Here is a 15,732-nt window from a genome sequence, read left to right on the forward strand (position 1 = left end):
GCTCAGGCTTTGTAGAGCAGGCCGTCCACCAGCACCTTCTTTTCGAAGATGCCCTTCTCGGTGAACAGGTCGTAGAACTTCTGGAAGTACGCGACGTCGCTCGGCTTGAACTCGTTGTAGAGCATGTACGAAGCGAGCGGCACCTCGGCCGTGAGCTTGCCTTCGATGGCGGTGTAGCCCTTCATGTACTGGCGTGCGTCGTCGGGCCTGGTGCGCACCAGCTCCACGCCGCGCGCATAGGCCGCGATGTACTTCTTCGCGACCTCGGGGTTCTTCTTGATGAACTCGGTGGTGAGACTGGCCGCACCGCCATGCCACGGCGCCATCGGGTCGCCGAGGATGTACTTCGCAACGACACCCGCTTCGATCACCCTGGTGGTGCCGTTCATGCGGCCGACGGTGCCGGTGGGCTCGAGCGTGTAGCAGGCATCGACCTGGCCCGCGACCAGTGCGGCCACGTGCTGGCCGATGGGCAGCTCGCTCACGACCGCGCCCTTGGCGCCAGCGCGCTCCAGCATGGTCTTGCACAGCGTGACGTTCTGGATGCCGGGACCGGAGGCGACCTTCTTTCCGGCCAGTTCGGCCATGGTCTTGACCGGGCTGTCCTTGGCGACGATGAATTCGTCGAGCACGAATTTCGCGTTGCTCGGGTTGGTGCAGAAGATCTTGAAGAGGCCCGGCTGCGCGATCTCGCCGATGGCGAGGTTGGCCGAGCCGGTGCCGTTGGCACTGCCGTCGCAGCGGCCCGCGAGCATGCCCTCCATGACCTGCTGCGCCCCCGCAAACTTGAGCGGTTCCACGTCGAGCCCCGCCTCCTTGAAGTAACCGCTGTCCACCGCCGCGAAGAACGGCAACCCTGCCGCCACGGGCCAGAAGCCGATGCGCAGCTTGGGTGCGGCCTGCGCGCGCACGATGGCGGGTGCGGCCAGCACGGCCAGGCCCGCGGCGCCGGCCTGCAGCAGCTGGCGGCGCGACGCGGAAGATTTTTCGAGGGTGCTCATCGGGGCTCCTGGATCAGTTGGAAATGGCAGGGGCGCGGCTGGCGACATAGGCACGCCAGCCACCGTGGTGGGTCACGTCCTGCGCGCCGGCCAGTGCGTGGGCCTCGCAGATGAAGCCGTTCACCCAGGTGCCGTCGGCCAGCTCGACGCTGCCCAGGCCGAGCGGCGGCGGAATCAGCGCGAGGAAGCTGCCGACCTGCGCGATGGGCATGGCCCACACCTCGAGCGCGATGGCGCCGCCGCCTTCCGCACAGCGCTGCAGGCCCGGCTTGGGTGGCGTGGTGCCCGGCAAGGCGAAGAGGCGGTAGGCGGGCGATGTGGCCGCGGTGCGCAGCAGCGTCGCGCCGCGCTCGGTGAGCTGGCCGTTGAGCGGCATGCCCGAGAGGTGGGCGCCGACCACGGCAATGGGCAGGGTCTGCGGGGCCGGGGCTGCGAGCCCCGGCAAGGGGCGCGGCGCGGGCAGTGGCAGGCCGGTCGCGCCCTGCGCAAGGCCGGTGGCGTGGTGATAGCGCTGGCCCAGTTCGGCCAGCGCCAGGTCGCTGCCGCTGGGGCCGATCAGCGTGATGCCGAAAGGCAGGCCGTCCGCGCGCAGGCTGCTCGGCACCGAAAGCGCTGCGTAGTCGAGCAGGTTGACGAAGTTGGTGTACGCGCCGAGGTTGCGGTTGAGCACGACCGGATCGGCGCGCATCTGTTCGCGGGTGTAGTGCGTGGGCGCGGTGGGCACCAGCAGCACGTCGATGTCGCGCCACATCGGTTCGACTTGTTGCGCGATGGCGCGCAGCTGCGTTTGCGCGTCGAACACATCCGCGGCCGTGTAGCTTTTTCCGCTCGCGAGGATGCTGCGCACCGGTTCGATCACTTCGTCGGCGTGCGCATCGAAGAACCCGCGCACCGCGGCGTAGCGTTCGGCGACGAGCGCGCTTTCATAGAGCAGCGCAGCCGCCTCGGCGAGCGGTCCGTAGGGAATGGCGACGGCCGTGCCGCCCAGGGCCACGAGCCTCGCCTGCGCATCTCGGAAGGCGTCTTCGGCCGCGGTGTCGCCGAAGAAGCTCAGCGTGTCGGGCACGCCGAAGCAGAAGCGCGCGGGCAGCGGCCTGCGGCGCATGGCGATGTCGCGCGAATACGGGTCGCGCGCGTCGTGGCCGGCGGCGGCCATCATCACGTCGACGACCAGCGCCACGGTGCGCGCGAAGATGGAAACGCAATCCGCGCTCTGCGCGGCGGGCAGGACGCCGAAGGTGCTCAGCAGGCCGCGCGAGGGCTTGAGACCGACGATGTTGTTGAGCCCGGCCGGCACGCGGCCCGAGCCGGCGGTGTCGGTGCCGAGGGCGAAGTCGACCTCGCCGGCCGCCACCACATAGGCCGAGCCGGAACTGGAGCCGCCCGAGACATAGCGCGCGTCGAAGGCATTGGGCACTTCCCCATACGGCGAGCGCGTGCCGTTGAGGCCGCAGGCGAACTGGTCGAGGTTGGTCTTGCCGGCCAGCGATGCACCGGCTTCGAGCAGGCGCTGCACCACCGCTGCGTGCGCCGCGGGCCGGCGGTCGAAGGCCGGGCAGGCGGCGGTGGTGGGCACGCCGGCCACGTCGATGTTGTCCTTGACCGCGAAGCGCAGGCCGGCCAGCGGCAGGGTCACGCCCGGGGTCTCGCTGGCCACGGCGCCAACCACGGGCGCCGCGAATTTGGCAATCCAGGCAGCGGCAGTCAGCGCGTTGTGTTCATGCACCATCATCAGGCATCCAAACTTGTGTACAAGTCAAGATGCAAGCAATATGCCAGCCTGCGTGAGGCCTGCAATCGGAAGCTTGGATTCGGGATTTACCCCCTCTCCCCCTGGGAGAGGGAGTCATGCATCAATCAGCTTCGCCTGGCGTCGCGGTAGAGCTTCTCGACCTTCGGCAGGTTCGCTTCGAGCTTGGCGATGCGGTCGGGGCCGCTCGGGTGGGTCGAGAGGAAACTCAGGGCGCCCTGGCTCTTCGAGGCCGCGGCCATCTTGTTCCACAGCGTGACCGAGGCCTTCGGGTCGTAGCCCGCGCGCGCCGCGAGTTCGAGGCCCACGAGGTCGGCCTCCGTCTCGTCGCTGCGGCTGAACTTGAGCGTGAGCAACTGCGTGCCGGCGCGGGCCGCGAGGTCGCCCATCTGGCCGAGGCCGAGCAGCTGTGCGCCGATGGAGAGCGCAGCGCCGGTGCCGGCGCTCTTGGCCAGGCGGGCGCGGGCATGCTCGCGCAGCGCGTGGGCCATCTCATGCCCCATCACCATCGCGGCCTCGTCGTCGCTGAGCTTGAGCTGCTCGAGGATGCCGGTGAAGAAGGCGATCTTGCCGCCGGGCATGCAGAAGGCGTTGATCTGCTTGCTGCCGATCAGGTTGACCTCCCACTTCCACTCGCGCGCACGCGTGTTCCAGGGCGTCGCAAAGGGAATGAGCCGTTGCGCGATGGTGCGCAGCCGCTGCAGCTGGGCATTGTTGTCGCCTGCGAGTGCGCCCTTGGCGCGGGCCTGTGCGAGCAGCTGGCCGTATTGCTGGACACCGGCCGCCTCGATCCGGTCCGCCGGCACCAGGTTGCGCGCCATCGAGGCATTGCCGACGTTGACCTGCGCGAACGCCGGGCCACTCAGGGCGGCACCGGCCGCCGCCAGCAGGAAGGCCCGCCGCGGCTGCCAGGGCGAGGCGGAAGAGGCTGGAGGGCTGGCGGAAAGGGGGCGTTCGCATCGTGTGCACATGGCTTCGGATGATAGGAACAAATGAAGAAGAAAAGGCCGGCTGGCCGATGCCCCCGGCGGCTCATGGACAATCCGGGGTTCATGTCCGCCACGCCTGTAGAAACCCCCACCGCCCCCAAGCCGCCCTGGCGCGATGCCCTGAAGGTCTACCTCGAGCCTGCCACCCTGCGCATGCTGGCGCTGGGCTTTTCGGCCGGGCTGCCGCTGCTGCTGGTGCTGGGCACGCTGAGTTTTCGCCTGCGCGAAGCGGGCATCGACCGCACCACCATCGGCTACCTGAGCTGGGTCGGGCTGGCCTACGGCTTCAAGTGGGTCTGGGCGCCGCTGGTCGACCGGCTGCCGCTGCCGCCGCTGACCACGCTGCTCGGGCGCCGGCGCGGCTGGCTGCTGCTGGCGCAGGGCGTGGTGATCGCAGGGCTGATCGGCATGGCGACGAACGACCCGCGCAACGGGCTCACGCCGCTGGTCTGGTGCGCGCTGCTGGTGGCCTTCGGCTCGGCCACGCAGGACATCGCACTCGACGCCTTCCGCATCGAATCGGCCGAGACGCGCAAGCAGGCCGCGCTCGCCGCCGCCTATCAAACCGGCTACCGCCTCGCGATGATCTGGGCCGGCGCCGGCGTGCTGTGGGTCGCGGCCTGGGCCGAGGTGGCGCCCGCGGCGGCCGTCGCGGGTGCGGCGGCCTATCAGAACGGGGCCTGGAAAACGGCCTACCTGGTCATGGCGGCCTCGATGGCGGTCGGCGTGCTCACGGTGCTGCTGTCGCCCGAGCCGGTGCGACGCGAACTGCCCAAGGCGAAGAACGCGGCCGAGTGGCTGCAGAGCGTGCTGATCGAGCCTTTTGCCGACTTCATCCGCCGCTACAGGTGGCAGGCCGCGCTGATCCTCGCGCTGATCGCCATCTACCGCATCAGCGATGTGGTGATGGGCATCATGGCCAACCCCTTCTACGTGGACATGGGCTTCACCAAGGACGAGGTGGCCACCGTCAGCAAGATCTACGGCGTGATCATGACGCTGGCCGGCGCCTTCGTGGGCGGCGTGCTGTCGATGCGGCTGGGCGTAATGCGCGTGCTGATGCTGGGCGCGGTGCTGAGTGCCGCGAGCAACCTGCTGTTCGCCTGGCTGGCCTCGCGCGGCCACGACCTGACGGCGCTGATCGCGGTGGTCTCGGCCGACAACCTGGCCGGCGGCATCGCCTCGGCGGCCTTCATCGCGTACCTGTCGAGCCTCACCAACATCAGCTATTCGGCCACGCAGTACGCGCTCTTCAGTTCGCTGATGCTGCTGCTGCCGAAGTTCATCGCCGGCTATTCGGGTGTCTTCGTCGATGCCTACGGCTACAGCAGCTTCTTCACCGCCACCGCACTGCTGGGCGTGCCCGTGCTGGTGCTGGTGGCGCTGGCTTCCCGGCTGACAACGACCACAAGCGCCTCCGACCGTCAATAGGGCCCTGGCCCTAGGCGGCGTCTATAGGAAACAGCCGACGCAGCGCGGCGTGCACTGCTGGTAGGCTGTGACATTCATTGCGTGAAAATTACGCCTGTCGCTCCCCGACGCCCTTCCGCTTGCCGCCTGCCCCAACATTCATCGTGCCTTCCCGTATTTCTCCCCTCCAGATCAGCGCCTACACGGCCACCTCGGCCGTGGGCGTCGGCAAGGCGTCGCTCGCCGAAGCGCTCGAGCAATCGCGCAGCGGCCTGCGTGCCAACGATTTCGGCGACGCGCCGCTGCCCACGTGGATCGGCCGCGTCGACGGGCTCGAAGACATCCGCCTGCCCGAGGCGCTGGCCTCGTGGGACTGCCGCAACAACCGGCTCGCCTGGCTGGGCCTGCATGCGGATGGCTTCATCGAAGCGGTGGCGGCGGCACGTGAAAAGTACGGCGCTTCGCGCATCGCGCTAATCCTCGGCACCTCGACCTCCAGCATCGGCGAGACCGAGCTGGCCTACACCCAGCTCGACGCGGACGGCATGTTCCCGATGGACCAGCGCCGGCCCGCGGTGCACACGCCCCACTCGCTGGCCATGTTCGTGCAGCAGGTGCTGGGCCTCGACGGCCCGAGCGAGACGATCTCGACCGCCTGCTCGTCGAGCGCCAAGGTGTTCGCCTCGGCCGAGCGGCTCATTCGCCTGGGCCTGGCCGACGCGGCCGTGGTGGGCGGGGCGGACACGCTCTGCGGCAGCGTGCTGTTCGGCTTCAACTCGCTCGAACTGGTGTCGAGCGAGCCGTGCCGGCCTTTCGATGCCGGCCGCAAGGGCATCAGCCTCGGCGAAGCGGCGGGCTTTGCGCTGGTCGAGCGCGTGCAGACCGGCGCGGCCGCTTCGCCGCTGCACCTGCTGGGCTATGGCGAGGCCAGCGACGCACACCACATGTCGACCCCGCACCCCGAGGGCCTGGGCGCCGAGCGCGCGCTCGACGAGGCGCTGGAACGCGCCGGCCTCGCCCCTGAAGCCATCGACTACATCAACATGCACGGCACCGCGAGCCAGAAGAACGACGAGGTCGAAGGCGCGCTGGTGGCACGCCGCTTCCCCGCAAGCACGCACGCGAGCTCGACCAAGGGCTTCATGGGCCACACGCTGGGCGCCGCAGGCATCGTCGAGGCGGTGATCAGCCTGCTGGCGATCGAACGCGGCCTGATGCCGGGCACGGTCAACACCCACACGCTCGACGAAGGCTTCGGCCCGCAGATCAAGCTCGAGCCCGCGCATGGCGAGGTGCGCTATGCGCTCTCCAACTCCTTCGGTTTCGGCGGCAACAACTGCTCGCTGGTGTTCGGCAAGGCAGAAGCGGCATGAGCACCACCGCAACGCCCCCCACCCTCTACATCGAAGGTCCGGCTTTCTGGACGCCCACGCTTCCGGGCTGGGACGCCGCGCGCGCAGCCTTCCGCGGCGAGGGCACGCTGACCGATCCGCCCGCGAAGCGGCCCTCGCCGCAGGTGCTGGCCCCGGCCGAACGCCGCCGCGCGCCCGACACCGTGGCGCTGGCGCTCGAAGTGGCGGCCGCCGCGATGGCGGCCTCGGGCCGCAATGCGGCCGACGTGCCCTGCGTGTTCATCTCGGCGCACGGCGACCTCTCGATCAACGACTACATGTGCAGCACGCTCGCCACCGATCCGACGGTGCTGTCGCCCACGCGCTTTCACAACTCGGTGCACAACGCTGCGGTGGGCTACTGGACCATCGGCACCGGCTGCATGGCCGCCAGCAATTCGGTCTCGGCCTACGAGAACAGCTTTGCCGCCGGCCTGCTCGAAGCGGCCGTGCAATGCGCGGCCGACCAGAGCCCGGTGCTGCTGGTGGGCTTCGACACGCCCACGGTCGGCCCGCTGACCTCGGTGACCGAAAGCCGCGGGCTGCTGGCGGTGGCCATGGTGATCGCACCCGCGCGCACGGAGCGCACCGTGGCCGCGTTCAACTGGTCGCTGGCGAGCGGCACTGCCGGCACGCCGACCGCACCGCGCTCTGCGGCCGCGGCCACGCTGGCGGGCATCAATCCGATGGCCGATGCGCTGGGCCTGTTCGAGTCGCTGGCGCAGGTCGAGGGCAGCGCCGGGGTGCCGATCCAGCTGCCGCTGTCGGGTTCGCTCGCGCTGCGGCTGCAGTTGCACGGCGCCGGCTGAGGCCGGCCGGTCGGCGCGGGCCGCACCCCGCGCGTTGCTGATTTGCGATCGAACGAGGCATGTAGCGCCCATGGATACTGGGCAGGGCGCTATGTTTTTCGCAGCACTTCCGGTTGACCGCCCGACGCTGCGTTTACCCAACTTTACGGAGCGTTCAAGCCCGCTTGCTCCCCGTGGACCACCATGAAGCGCATGAGCACCCCCCAACTCCTGATGATCGAAGACGACGCCCGCCTGGCGCAGATGGTGGGCGAGTACCTGACGCAGTCGGGTTTCGCCTTCAACCACGCCGGCGACGGCGCCAGCGGCCTCGAGCAGCTGCAGCAGCACGCGCCCGACCTCGTGATCCTCGACCTGATGCTGCCCGACACCGACGGGCTCGAGGTGTGCCGCCGCATCCGCGCCCTGCCCGGCCCCATTTCCAAGGTGTCGGTGCTGATGCTCACCGCCAAGGGCGACCCCATGGACCGCATCATCGGCCTGGAGATCGGCGCCGACGACTACCTGCCCAAGCCCTTCGAGCCCCGCGAGCTGCTGGCGCGCATCCGCGCGGTGCTGCGCCGTCGCAGCGAGAACGCTACCGAGACCGAGGCCTCCACCGTGATGCGCTTCGGCACGCTGGAGATCGACCGCAACGCGCGCACCGTGTCGGTGGCCGGCGTGCTGGCCGACCTCACCTCCTACCAGTTCGACCTGCTGGTCGCGATGGCCGAGCGCGCGGGCCGCGTGCTCACGCGCGACCAGATCATGGAAGCCGTGCGCGGCCGCGAGCTCGAGGCCTTCGACCGCTCGATCGACGTGCACATGGGCCGCATCCGCGCCGCCATCGAGGTCGATGCGAAGAACCCGAAGCGCATCCTCACCGTGCGCGGCGTGGGCTACGTGTTTGCGAAACAACAGGATTGACCGGCTGATGCTGCGCGGCCTCTATTCCCGCCACCTCTACGTCCGCATCTGGCTCGCGGTGGTGGGCGGCGTCGTCATCCTCACGCTGATGGCCAACTGGATCGTGCGCGAAGCCGCAGAGGCCGAGCGCGAACGGCTGGCCCCGGTGCCGCGCAACGTGGTCGTGCTCGATGCGCAGGACCGGACGATCGGCTCCGGCACCGCATTGCGCGTGCCGGGCCAGGGACTGGAATTCGATGTGACGCTGAGCGACGGCAAGGCCATCACGCTGCGCGTGGCGCCGCGCGAGCGGCCCACCGGCAGCGGCGGCTTCACGCCGTGGCGCACGCCCTTCGGGCTGGGCTGGATGATCGCGCTGGTGGGCGTGGCAGTGGCACTGGGCGTCTACCCCATCGTGCGGCGCATCACGCAGCGGCTCGAATCGCTGCAGCGCGGCGTGCAGCGTTGGGGCGAGGGCGATCTCTCGGTGCGCGTGACCGAAGAAGGGCAGGACGAAGTGGCGGATCTCTCCAAACGTTTCAACGCGTCGGCCGAACGCATCGAACAGCTGGTGCGTTCGCACAAGTCGCTGCTGGCCAACGCATCGCACGAGCTGCGCTCGCCGCTCACCCGCATCCGCATGGGGCTGGAGCTGATGGGCGAACGTCCGAGCCCCGCCGCGCGCGAAGAAATCTCGCGCAACATCGGCGAGCTCGACCAGCTCATCGACGAAATCCTGCTGGCCAGCCGGCTCGACGCCAGCGAAGCCGACCTGGGCACCATCGAGGCCGTCGACCTGACCGGCCTCGCAGCCGAGGAATGTTCGCAGGTGAATGCCGAGCTCGACCTGGCCGAAGGCACCGACAACGCGACGCTCACCGTGCCGGGCGTGTCGCGCCTGTTGCGCCGCGCGATCCGCAACCTGCTCGAGAACGCCCGCCGCTACGGCGCCGGCGAAATCAGCGTGGAGCTCGGCAGCGCCAACGGCTTTGCCACCGTGCGCGTCAACGACCGCGGCCCCGGCGTGCCGCCGGCCCTGCGCGAACGCATCTTCGAGCCCTTCTACCGCCTGCCCGGCGCCAGCGAGCGCAACGGCGGTGTCGGCCTGGGGCTGGCGCTGGTGAAGTCGATTGCCGAGCGGCACGGCGGCACCGTGCGCTGCGAAGACCGCGTGGACGGTGGCGCGAGCTTCGTCATCCGCCTGCCGGTGGCAGCACACGCCCACTGACCCCGGTCTCGTTCACGGGACGCCGCGGAACCGGCTTCGCCGGGCCGCTGGCGTCGCCCCCGGCGAGGGGGAAGGAGAAAGCGACGCGAAGTGCGCGAAGCCTGGGGGAGTACCAAGCCTGTCCACCTAAAATCCCGCCCCTATGCAGAGATCGCACATCGTTCGGCCCGCGGCCATGTTCTGGGGGCTGGTGGTGTTCATGCCGGTCGGCGTCACCTACCTTTCCGCCTTGCTGTTGCTCGCCACCATGGGGGCCGCCGGCGGGTACAGTGAACGCTTCGCACGCCTGCGCGCCAACCCGCTGTGGTGGCCGGTGGTCGCCTACCTGGCCTGGACCCTCCTCGTGCTGGCCTTCGGGCCGCACTACCCCGAGACCGGCTCCAACCTGTTCCACGGGCTGCGCATCGGTCTCACGATCCTGATGGCGATGGCGCTCACGCGCGAGGAAGCGATCTGGGCGCTGCGCGGCTTCCTGTTGATCGCGGCGCTGAACGTGCTGCTGATCGTCCTCTACTACGCCATTGGCTTTCCGATCTGGTCGCCGCTGCGCGCGGTGGTCATGGAGGTGGGCAACAAGTCGATCAGCAACGCGCTGCTGTTCAGCGTGGTGGCGTCCACGGCCGCCGTGTGGGGCCTGGCGCAGATCGCCGCGCACAGGCCACTGCGCGCCATTCCGGCCTTTGTGCTGATGCTCGGGCTGGGCCTCGTGGTGGCGCTGCCCCTGACCTCGCGCACCTCGGTGCTCGCGCTGCTGCTGGTGGTGCCGGTGGTGTGCATCCACCAGTGGCGCAATCATCTGAAGATGCTGGTGAGCGCGCTGGTGCTGGGGGCCGTGGTGCTGGGGGCTGCGCTTTACCAGTTGCCGCAGCTGCAGCACAAGGTCGAGACCGGCGTGCAGGAAATCGAAGAGGCGCAGGCCGGCGCCGTCTTCAAGGGCAGCTGGGTCATCCGCTATTACATGTACCGCGAAACCGGCCTCATGATCGCCGACCGGCCGCTCGCCGGCTGGGGCATCGGCGGCTGGACCGCCCAGTGGCACAAGCGCGGCCCGGTGCTGTTCGCAGATTCGAACATGCCGCACAACGACTTCCTGTGGGTGGGCGCACAAGGCGGCCTGCCCGCGTTGCTGAGCCTGCTGGTCATCATGGTGGCGGCCGTGTGGCAGGCCTGGAAACGCCCCGACATCGCGGGCCGCTACGCATTGGGCGCGACGCTGATCGCGCTGATCGCCTCGAGCGTCAACTCGGCGCTGCGCGACGCGCAGATCGGACTGGCGCTGCTCTGGATCGCGATGGTGTACCTGCGGCTCGCGCAGGAAAAGCAGGACCCGGCGCCGTGGCGCGACCTGTGGCCGTGGCCGGGAAAACCGGCGCCGGTCCTCGCGCCCTGAGGCCCCGCAGCGTCAGCTCAATGCCGCGCCGACACGGTTTCACCGGCCTTCAGCCGGTACACCGTGCCGCAGTACGGGCACTTGGCTTCGCCGGTGCGCGCTACGTCCAGGTAGACCTTGGGGTGGTTGTCCCAGAGCTGCATGTCCGCCTTGGGGCTGGGGCAGAACACGCCGCCCTGGTGGTTGAGATCCTTGGCCAGGAGTTCGACGACTGCGTTGGTAGACATGGGATTCAGACTTTCGTGAGCCAGTGGGCGTATTTGGGGTTCTTGCCGTTCACGATGTCGAAGAACGCTGCCTGGATCTTCTCGGTGATCGGGCCGCGCGAGCCGCCATCGCCGCGGTTGCCGATCTCGATGCGGTCGAGTTCGCGGATGGGCGTCACTTCGGCCGCCGTGCCGGTGAAGAAGGCCTCGTCGGAAATGTAGACCTCGTCGCGCGTGATGCGCTTCTGCACGAGTTCGATACCGAGGTCCTTGCAGATGTGCAGGATCGTGTTGCGCGTGATGCCGTTGAGCGCACCGGCCGACAGGTCGGGCGTGTAGACCACGCCGCCCTTGACCACGAAGATGTTCTCGCCCGCGCCTTCGGAAACGAAACCGCTCGCGTCGAGCAGCAGCGCTTCGTCGTAGCCGTCGTCCAACGCTTCCATGTTGGCGAGGATGGAGTTCGTGTAGTTGCTCACCGACTTGGCCTGCGTCATCGTGATGTTGACGTGGTGGCGGGTGTAGCTCGAGGTCTTCACGCGGATGCCGCGCCGCATGCCCTCTTCACCAAGGTAGGCGCCCCAGGACCAGGCCGCGACCATGGCGTGGATCTTGTTGCCCTTGGGGCTCACGCCGAGCTTTTCGGAGCCGATCCAGATCAGCGGGCGCAGGTAGCAGCTTTCGAGCTTGTTCTCGCGCACGACCTGTTTCTGGGCTTCGTTGAGCTGTTCGGGCGTGAAGGGGATCTTCATGCGCAGGATCTTGGCGCTGTTGAAGAGCCGCTCGGTGTGCTCGGCCAGGCGGAAGATCGCGGTGCCCTCGGCCGTCTTGTAGGCGCGCACGCCCTCGAAGGCGCCGCAACCGTAGTGCAGCGTGTGGCTCAGCACGTGGATCTTGGCGTCGCGCCAGTCCACGAGTTCGCCGTCCATCCAGATCTTGCCGTCACGGTCGTCCAGCGAGGGGGGGATCGAGCTCATTTCCTGATTCCTTTGGGAGCGGTGTGGGGTGCGACGGGGGGAAGTCGCAAAAGCTTGCGATTTTACGGTGGCGGCCGGAACAGGGTGCCCGACAATGGCCGGTTGTCCAAACCAGTGGAAAAAGGGTTTCCGTGTCCGTATTCAAGAACGTCATCGTCTATCGCATCGAACCTGCCTGGTCCCAAACATTGACCGAGGCAGAAGAAGGGCTCGGCAAGCACCGCTTCGAGCCATGCGGCCCCTCGCAGGAAAAGTCCGCCGGCTGGGCCGAGCCCCGCGGCGAAGCCAACGGCCCGCTGGTCGAATCCATCGACGGCCAGTGGCTCGTCGAATACATGATCGAGAGCAAGACGGTTCCCGGCTCCGTGGTGCGCCGCAAGCTCGACGAGCGCTGCGCGCAGATCGAGGCCACCACCGGCCGCAAGCCCGGCAAGAAGGAAAAGAAGGAGCTCAAGGAGGACATCACCCTCGAGCTGCTGCCGATGGCCTTCACCCGCAGCGCGCGCGTGACGGTCTGGATCGACAAGGCCGAAAACCGCCTCGTGATCAACTGCGGCAACGCCGCGCGCGCCGACGAAGTGGTCACCAGCCTCGTGAAATCGCTCGACGGCTTCGCCGTGGCGCTGATCAACACGCAGATCGAACCGGCCGCCGCCATGGCCAACTGGCTCCTGACGCAGGAGCCGCCGGCCGGCTTCACCATCGACCGCGAATGCGAGCTCAAGGCCTCGGACGATTCGAAGGCCGTGGTGCGCTACGCCAAGCACCCGCTCGACATCGAGGAAGTGCAGAAGCACATCACCGACGGCAAGCGCCCGACGCGCCTGGCGCTGACCTGGGACGACCGCGTCTCCTTCGAACTGACGCATGGCATGCTGATCCGCAAGATCGTGTTCCTCGAAGGCACGGGCGATGGCGCAGCGGGTGGCAAGAAGGAAGACAACTTCGACGCCGACGTGGCGATTGCCACGGGCGAACTGGGCCAGCTGGTGCCGGCGCTGCTCGACGCGCTGGGCGGCGAAGCGGCATTCTCGGCGGCCCCGCCGGACGAAACGCCGAAGCCGGCGGCAGCACCTGCCACCGCACCCACCACCTCGACGCCGGCCGACGCCGTCGAGGAAGAAGACGCGCCGTTCTGAAGGCGCTCAGGCGCAGCGTGATCAGCTCGCCGGCGTTTCTTCTTCGGGCGGTGCCTCGGGCCGCGTCAGCGCCCAGCTCTGCAGCTTGCCGCCGTTGAACACCGCATCGACATACGAGCCACCCGTGTCGGTCCAGCGGTACAGCTCGGGCTGCTCGTCCTTGGGCGAATGCAGCTCGCCGAGTGCGCGCGTCATCGCGATGACGTGCATCAGCGTCACGCCCTGCTTGAGCTTGGCGTTGAGCATCACCGCGCTGGCGACATAGCCCACCGGCCGGTCGGCGGCCCGCTTGAGCACCTGCATGGCGCGGTTGAAGTGCAGCAGCAGGAACATCACGATGGCCCCGCCGGTCAGTGCGACGCCGGCCCAGCCGTAGCTGCGCCACGCAAGGCCAAGGAGGACGATGGCACCCACGGGCACCAGAAATTTCTGGAAATTCATGGCGCGCATTGTCGCCGCCTGCCGACCCTCGCCCCGCCGGCATCATTCGAAAGTTCACATATCGATCGAGGCGCGATTCTGCTGTATCGGCCGTGGCTACCGCCGGGCGCGAAAAACGGTACTCACCGCGAAAAGCACACGGCGCGGTGGCACGAAGCGGCACATTTCATCTCACGGGCATCAACCCGGGCCACTGAAAAGCGTATGAACATTCCGCGTCCTGTCACCTTCATTCGTCTCACCCTCGCCGCCGCGCTCACGTCCACCGTCCTCAGCGGTTGCTACGTGGTGCCGCTCGGACAACCCGCACCCGCGGCGCCGCCCTCGCAGGCTTACGCCGTCGCGCCGGGTCCGGTGGCGCAGAGCTTCAATGCGCGGCTGTATCCGTCGAACGCCGAAGCGGCGCGCTACGGAACCGTTGCAGGCACGGTGACCAACGACATGAACGGACGCGGTCATTTCAACGCGCAGATCGGCGGGGAGCAGTTTCAGGGAGAGGCGACCCGGGTTGCCGGCTCGCGAAATGCCGGTGTGGCAAACGCCAGCGGCAATCGCGGCGGCAACCTGAGTTGCCAGTACACGATGAACTCGGCCACGTTGGGCAGCGGCCAATGCGTGCTCAACAGCGGGCCGGCGTTCACGATGCACATCGGGGGATAGGGAGGGTGGCCCGGCGCGTCACTGGCGCGCCGGGCATTTTTTTTCCAAGATCAATCGAGGCGGCGGACCACGTCCATCGCCTCTTCGATGCGTTCGACGRCATGGATCGTCAGACCTTCGATCTCTTTCGTGCCTTTGCGCGGCGCATTCGCCTTGGGCACGACGGCCACGCTGAAACCCAGCTTGGCCGCTTCGCGCAGGCGCTCCTGCCCGCGCGGCGCGGGGCGCACTTCACCGGCCAGGCCGACTTCACCGAAGGCGATGAAGCCCTTGGGCAGCGGCTTGCCGCGCAGGCTCGAGGTGATGGCCAGCATCACGGCCAGGTCGGCTGCAGGCTCGCTGATGCGCACGCCGCCCACCGCGTTGACGAACACGTCCTGGTCCATGCAGGCCACGCCCGCATGGCGGTGCAGCACCGCGAGCAGCATCGCAAGGCGGTCGCGGTCCAGGCCCACCGACAGGCGGCGCGGGCTCGGCCCGCCGTTGTCGACCAGCGCCTGGATTTCCACCAGCATCGGCCGCGTGCCTTCGAGCGTGACCAGCACCACGCTGCCGGGCACCGGCTCGGGATGCTGGCTCAGGAAGATCGCGCTCGGATTGGTCACGCCCTTCAGGCCGCGCTCGGTCATCGCGAACACGCCGATCTCGTTGACCGCGCCGAAGCGGTTCTTGATCGCACGCACGAGGCGAAAGCTCGAATGCGTGTCGCCCTCGAAATACAGCACCGTGTCGACCATGTGCTCTAGCACGCGCGGGCCCGCGAGCGCGCCCTCCTTCGTGACGTGGCCCACCAGCACCACGGCCGTGCCGCTGGTCTTGGCAAAGCGCGTGAGGTGGGCCGCGCATTCGCGCACCTGGGCCACCGAGCCCGGCGCGGACGTGAGCTGGTCGGAGTACACCGTCTGGATCGAGTCGATCACCGCGATCGCGGGCCGCGTGGCGTCGAGCGTGGCGATGATCTTCTCGAGCTGGATCTCGGCCAGCACCTGCACCTGCGAGTGATCGAGCCCGAGTCGCTTCGAGCGCAGCGCGACCTGCGCGCCGCTTTCCTCGCCGGTGACGTAGAGCGCGTTCTGTCCGGCGCGCTGCAGCGCATCGACCGCCTGCAGCAGCAGCGTCGACTTGCCGATGCCCGGGTCGCCGCCGATCAACGTGACGCCGCCCGACACGATGCCGCCACCCAGCACGCGATCGAGCTCGTCGAGCCCGGTGGGGGTGCGCGCAATGTCGGTGGCCTCGATCTCGGACAGCGTGGCGAGTTCGGAGACGCCCGCCAGCGGCGAGAACTGCGTGCCGAAGCGGTTGTTGGCCGGGCCGTTGCTGCCCGCCACCTGCTCGATCAGTGTGTTCCAGGCGCCGCAGCTCGGGCATTTGCCGAGCCACTTGGGGCTGGTGCCGCCGCATTCGCTGCAGACGAAGAGTGTTTTGTCCTTGGCCATGGGACGAGTTTAGGTGT

General features: G+C 68.4%; 15 protein-coding genes. 8 read left to right on the plus strand and 7 right to left on the minus strand.

Annotation, left to right across the window (positions count from 1 at the left end; translation table 11 throughout):
* Window positions 1–2: 2 nt before the first annotated feature.
* From AC1DXX_RS05785 to AC1DXX_RS05795, 3 genes are all read right to left on the minus strand, one after another.
* The gene (locus AC1DXX_RS05785) at window positions 3–1,001 is read right to left on the minus strand and encodes an ABC transporter substrate-binding protein (protein ID WP_478133213.1); all 999 of its coding nucleotides are present in this window, start codon (window positions 999–1,001) and stop codon (window positions 3–5) included.
* Between the two features lie 13 nt (window positions 1,002–1,014).
* The gene (gene atzF, locus AC1DXX_RS05790; protein ID WP_478133214.1) at window positions 1,015–2,733 is read right to left on the minus strand and encodes an allophanate hydrolase; all 1,719 of its coding nucleotides are present in this window, start codon (window positions 2,731–2,733) and stop codon (window positions 1,015–1,017) included.
* A gap of 125 nt (window positions 2,734–2,858) precedes the next feature.
* Window positions 2,859–3,722, minus strand: coding sequence for a M48 family metallopeptidase (locus AC1DXX_RS05795; RefSeq protein WP_478133215.1), 864 nt, complete (start codon window positions 3,720–3,722; stop codon window positions 2,859–2,861).
* An 81-nt stretch (window positions 3,723–3,803) separates the two neighbouring features.
* Here AC1DXX_RS05795 and AC1DXX_RS05800 point away from each other — a divergent pair, with 81 nt between their 5' ends.
* The 6 genes from AC1DXX_RS05800 (at window position 3,804) to AC1DXX_RS05825 (ending at window position 10,853) form a co-directional block, all read left to right on the plus strand.
* On the plus strand, window positions 3,804–5,171 hold the full coding sequence (locus tag AC1DXX_RS05800; protein ID WP_478133216.1) for an AmpG family muropeptide MFS transporter: 1,368 nt from the start codon (window positions 3,804–3,806) through the stop codon (window positions 5,169–5,171).
* Window positions 5,172–5,314: 143 nt separating this feature from the next.
* Window positions 5,315–6,523 carry a beta-ketoacyl-[acyl-carrier-protein] synthase family protein gene (locus AC1DXX_RS05805; protein ID WP_478133217.1) on the plus strand — a complete coding sequence of 403 codons (1,209 nt, stop codon included), beginning with the start codon at window positions 5,315–5,317 and terminating at the stop codon, window positions 6,521–6,523.
* Complete coding sequence (locus tag AC1DXX_RS05810) at window positions 6,520–7,350, plus strand: beta-ketoacyl synthase chain length factor (protein WP_478133218.1); 831 nt, start codon at window positions 6,520–6,522, stop codon at window positions 7,348–7,350. Before AC1DXX_RS05805 ends, AC1DXX_RS05810 begins: the two co-directional genes overlap by 4 nt.
* 183 nt (window positions 7,351–7,533) lie before the next feature.
* Window positions 7,534–8,256: a response regulator gene (locus AC1DXX_RS05815; protein ID WP_478133219.1), complete on the plus strand. Its 723-nt coding sequence runs from the start codon at window positions 7,534–7,536 to the stop codon at window positions 8,254–8,256.
* Window positions 8,257–8,263: 7 nt separating this feature from the next.
* Window positions 8,264–9,463, plus strand: coding sequence for an ATP-binding protein (locus AC1DXX_RS05820; protein WP_478133220.1), 1,200 nt, complete (start codon window positions 8,264–8,266; stop codon window positions 9,461–9,463).
* 142 nt (window positions 9,464–9,605) lie between these two features.
* Window positions 9,606–10,853: an O-antigen ligase family protein gene (locus AC1DXX_RS05825; RefSeq protein WP_478133221.1), complete on the plus strand. Its 1,248-nt coding sequence runs from the start codon at window positions 9,606–9,608 to the stop codon at window positions 10,851–10,853.
* 17 nt (window positions 10,854–10,870) lie between these two features.
* Here the strand turns inward: AC1DXX_RS05825 and AC1DXX_RS05830 are convergent, their stop codons facing one another.
* Both AC1DXX_RS05830 and AC1DXX_RS05835 read right to left on the minus strand, forming a co-directional pair.
* On the minus strand, window positions 10,871–11,080 hold the full coding sequence (locus AC1DXX_RS05830) for a zinc-finger domain-containing protein (protein WP_478133222.1): 210 nt from the start codon (window positions 11,078–11,080) through the stop codon (window positions 10,871–10,873).
* 5 nt (window positions 11,081–11,085) lie between these two features.
* On the minus strand, window positions 11,086–12,036 hold the full coding sequence (locus AC1DXX_RS05835) for a branched-chain amino acid transaminase (RefSeq protein WP_478133223.1): 951 nt from the start codon (window positions 12,034–12,036) through the stop codon (window positions 11,086–11,088).
* Window positions 12,037–12,167: 131 nt separating this feature from the next.
* On the opposite strand from AC1DXX_RS05835, the gene AC1DXX_RS05840 reads away from it, so the two are divergent.
* A complete protein-coding gene (locus tag AC1DXX_RS05840; protein WP_478133224.1) occupies window positions 12,168–13,175 on the plus strand; it encodes a recombination-associated protein RdgC in 1,008 nt (335 codons plus the stop codon).
* Window positions 13,176–13,196: 21 nt separating this feature from the next.
* Here AC1DXX_RS05840 and AC1DXX_RS05845 read toward each other — a convergent pair whose 3' ends face one another.
* Window positions 13,197–13,625 carry a glycerate kinase gene (locus AC1DXX_RS05845; RefSeq protein WP_478133225.1) on the minus strand — a complete coding sequence of 143 codons (429 nt, stop codon included), beginning with the start codon at window positions 13,623–13,625 and terminating at the stop codon, window positions 13,197–13,199.
* A 195-nt stretch (window positions 13,626–13,820) separates the two neighbouring features.
* Between AC1DXX_RS05845 and AC1DXX_RS05850 the strand changes: the two genes are divergently transcribed.
* Window positions 13,821–14,276, plus strand: coding sequence for a hypothetical protein (locus tag AC1DXX_RS05850; protein WP_478133226.1), 456 nt, complete (start codon window positions 13,821–13,823; stop codon window positions 14,274–14,276).
* A 50-nt stretch (window positions 14,277–14,326) separates the two neighbouring features.
* Here AC1DXX_RS05850 and radA read toward each other — a convergent pair whose 3' ends face one another.
* On the minus strand, window positions 14,327–15,715 hold the full coding sequence (gene radA / locus AC1DXX_RS05855) for a DNA repair protein RadA (RefSeq protein ID WP_478133227.1): 1,389 nt from the start codon (window positions 15,713–15,715) through the stop codon (window positions 14,327–14,329).
* Window positions 15,716–15,732 lie beyond the last annotated feature (17 nt).

Source organism: Variovorax sp. P4_B10, assembly GCF_056402375.1.

Coding starts and splice junctions, on each gene's coding strand:
- AC1DXX_RS05800 (WP_478133216.1), top strand. CDS start 3,804: ATGTCCGCCACGCCTGTAGAAACCCCCACCGCCCCCAAGCCGCCCTGG.
- AC1DXX_RS05825 (WP_478133221.1), top strand. CDS start 9,606: ATGCAGAGATCGCACATCGTTCGGCCCGCGGCCATGTTCTGGGGGCTG.
- atzF (WP_478133214.1), bottom strand. CDS start 2,733: ATGATGGTGCATGAACACAACGCGCTGACTGCCGCTGCCTGGATTGCC.
- AC1DXX_RS05830 (WP_478133222.1), bottom strand. CDS start 11,080: ATGTCTACCAACGCAGTCGTCGAACTCCTGGCCAAGGATCTCAACCAC.
- AC1DXX_RS05795 (WP_478133215.1), bottom strand. CDS start 3,722: ATGTGCACACGATGCGAACGCCCCCTTTCCGCCAGCCCTCCAGCCTCT.
- AC1DXX_RS05820 (WP_478133220.1), top strand. CDS start 8,264: ATGCTGCGCGGCCTCTATTCCCGCCACCTCTACGTCCGCATCTGGCTC.
- AC1DXX_RS05815 (WP_478133219.1), top strand. CDS start 7,534: ATGAAGCGCATGAGCACCCCCCAACTCCTGATGATCGAAGACGACGCC.
- AC1DXX_RS05785 (WP_478133213.1), bottom strand. CDS start 1,001: ATGAGCACCCTCGAAAAATCTTCCGCGTCGCGCCGCCAGCTGCTGCAG.
- AC1DXX_RS05835 (WP_478133223.1), bottom strand. CDS start 12,036: ATGAGCTCGATCCCCCCCTCGCTGGACGACCGTGACGGCAAGATCTGG.
- AC1DXX_RS05810 (WP_478133218.1), top strand. CDS start 6,520: ATGAGCACCACCGCAACGCCCCCCACCCTCTACATCGAAGGTCCGGCT.
- AC1DXX_RS05845 (WP_478133225.1), bottom strand. CDS start 13,625: ATGCGCGCCATGAATTTCCAGAAATTTCTGGTGCCCGTGGGTGCCATC.
- AC1DXX_RS05850 (WP_478133226.1), top strand. CDS start 13,821: ATGAACATTCCGCGTCCTGTCACCTTCATTCGTCTCACCCTCGCCGCC.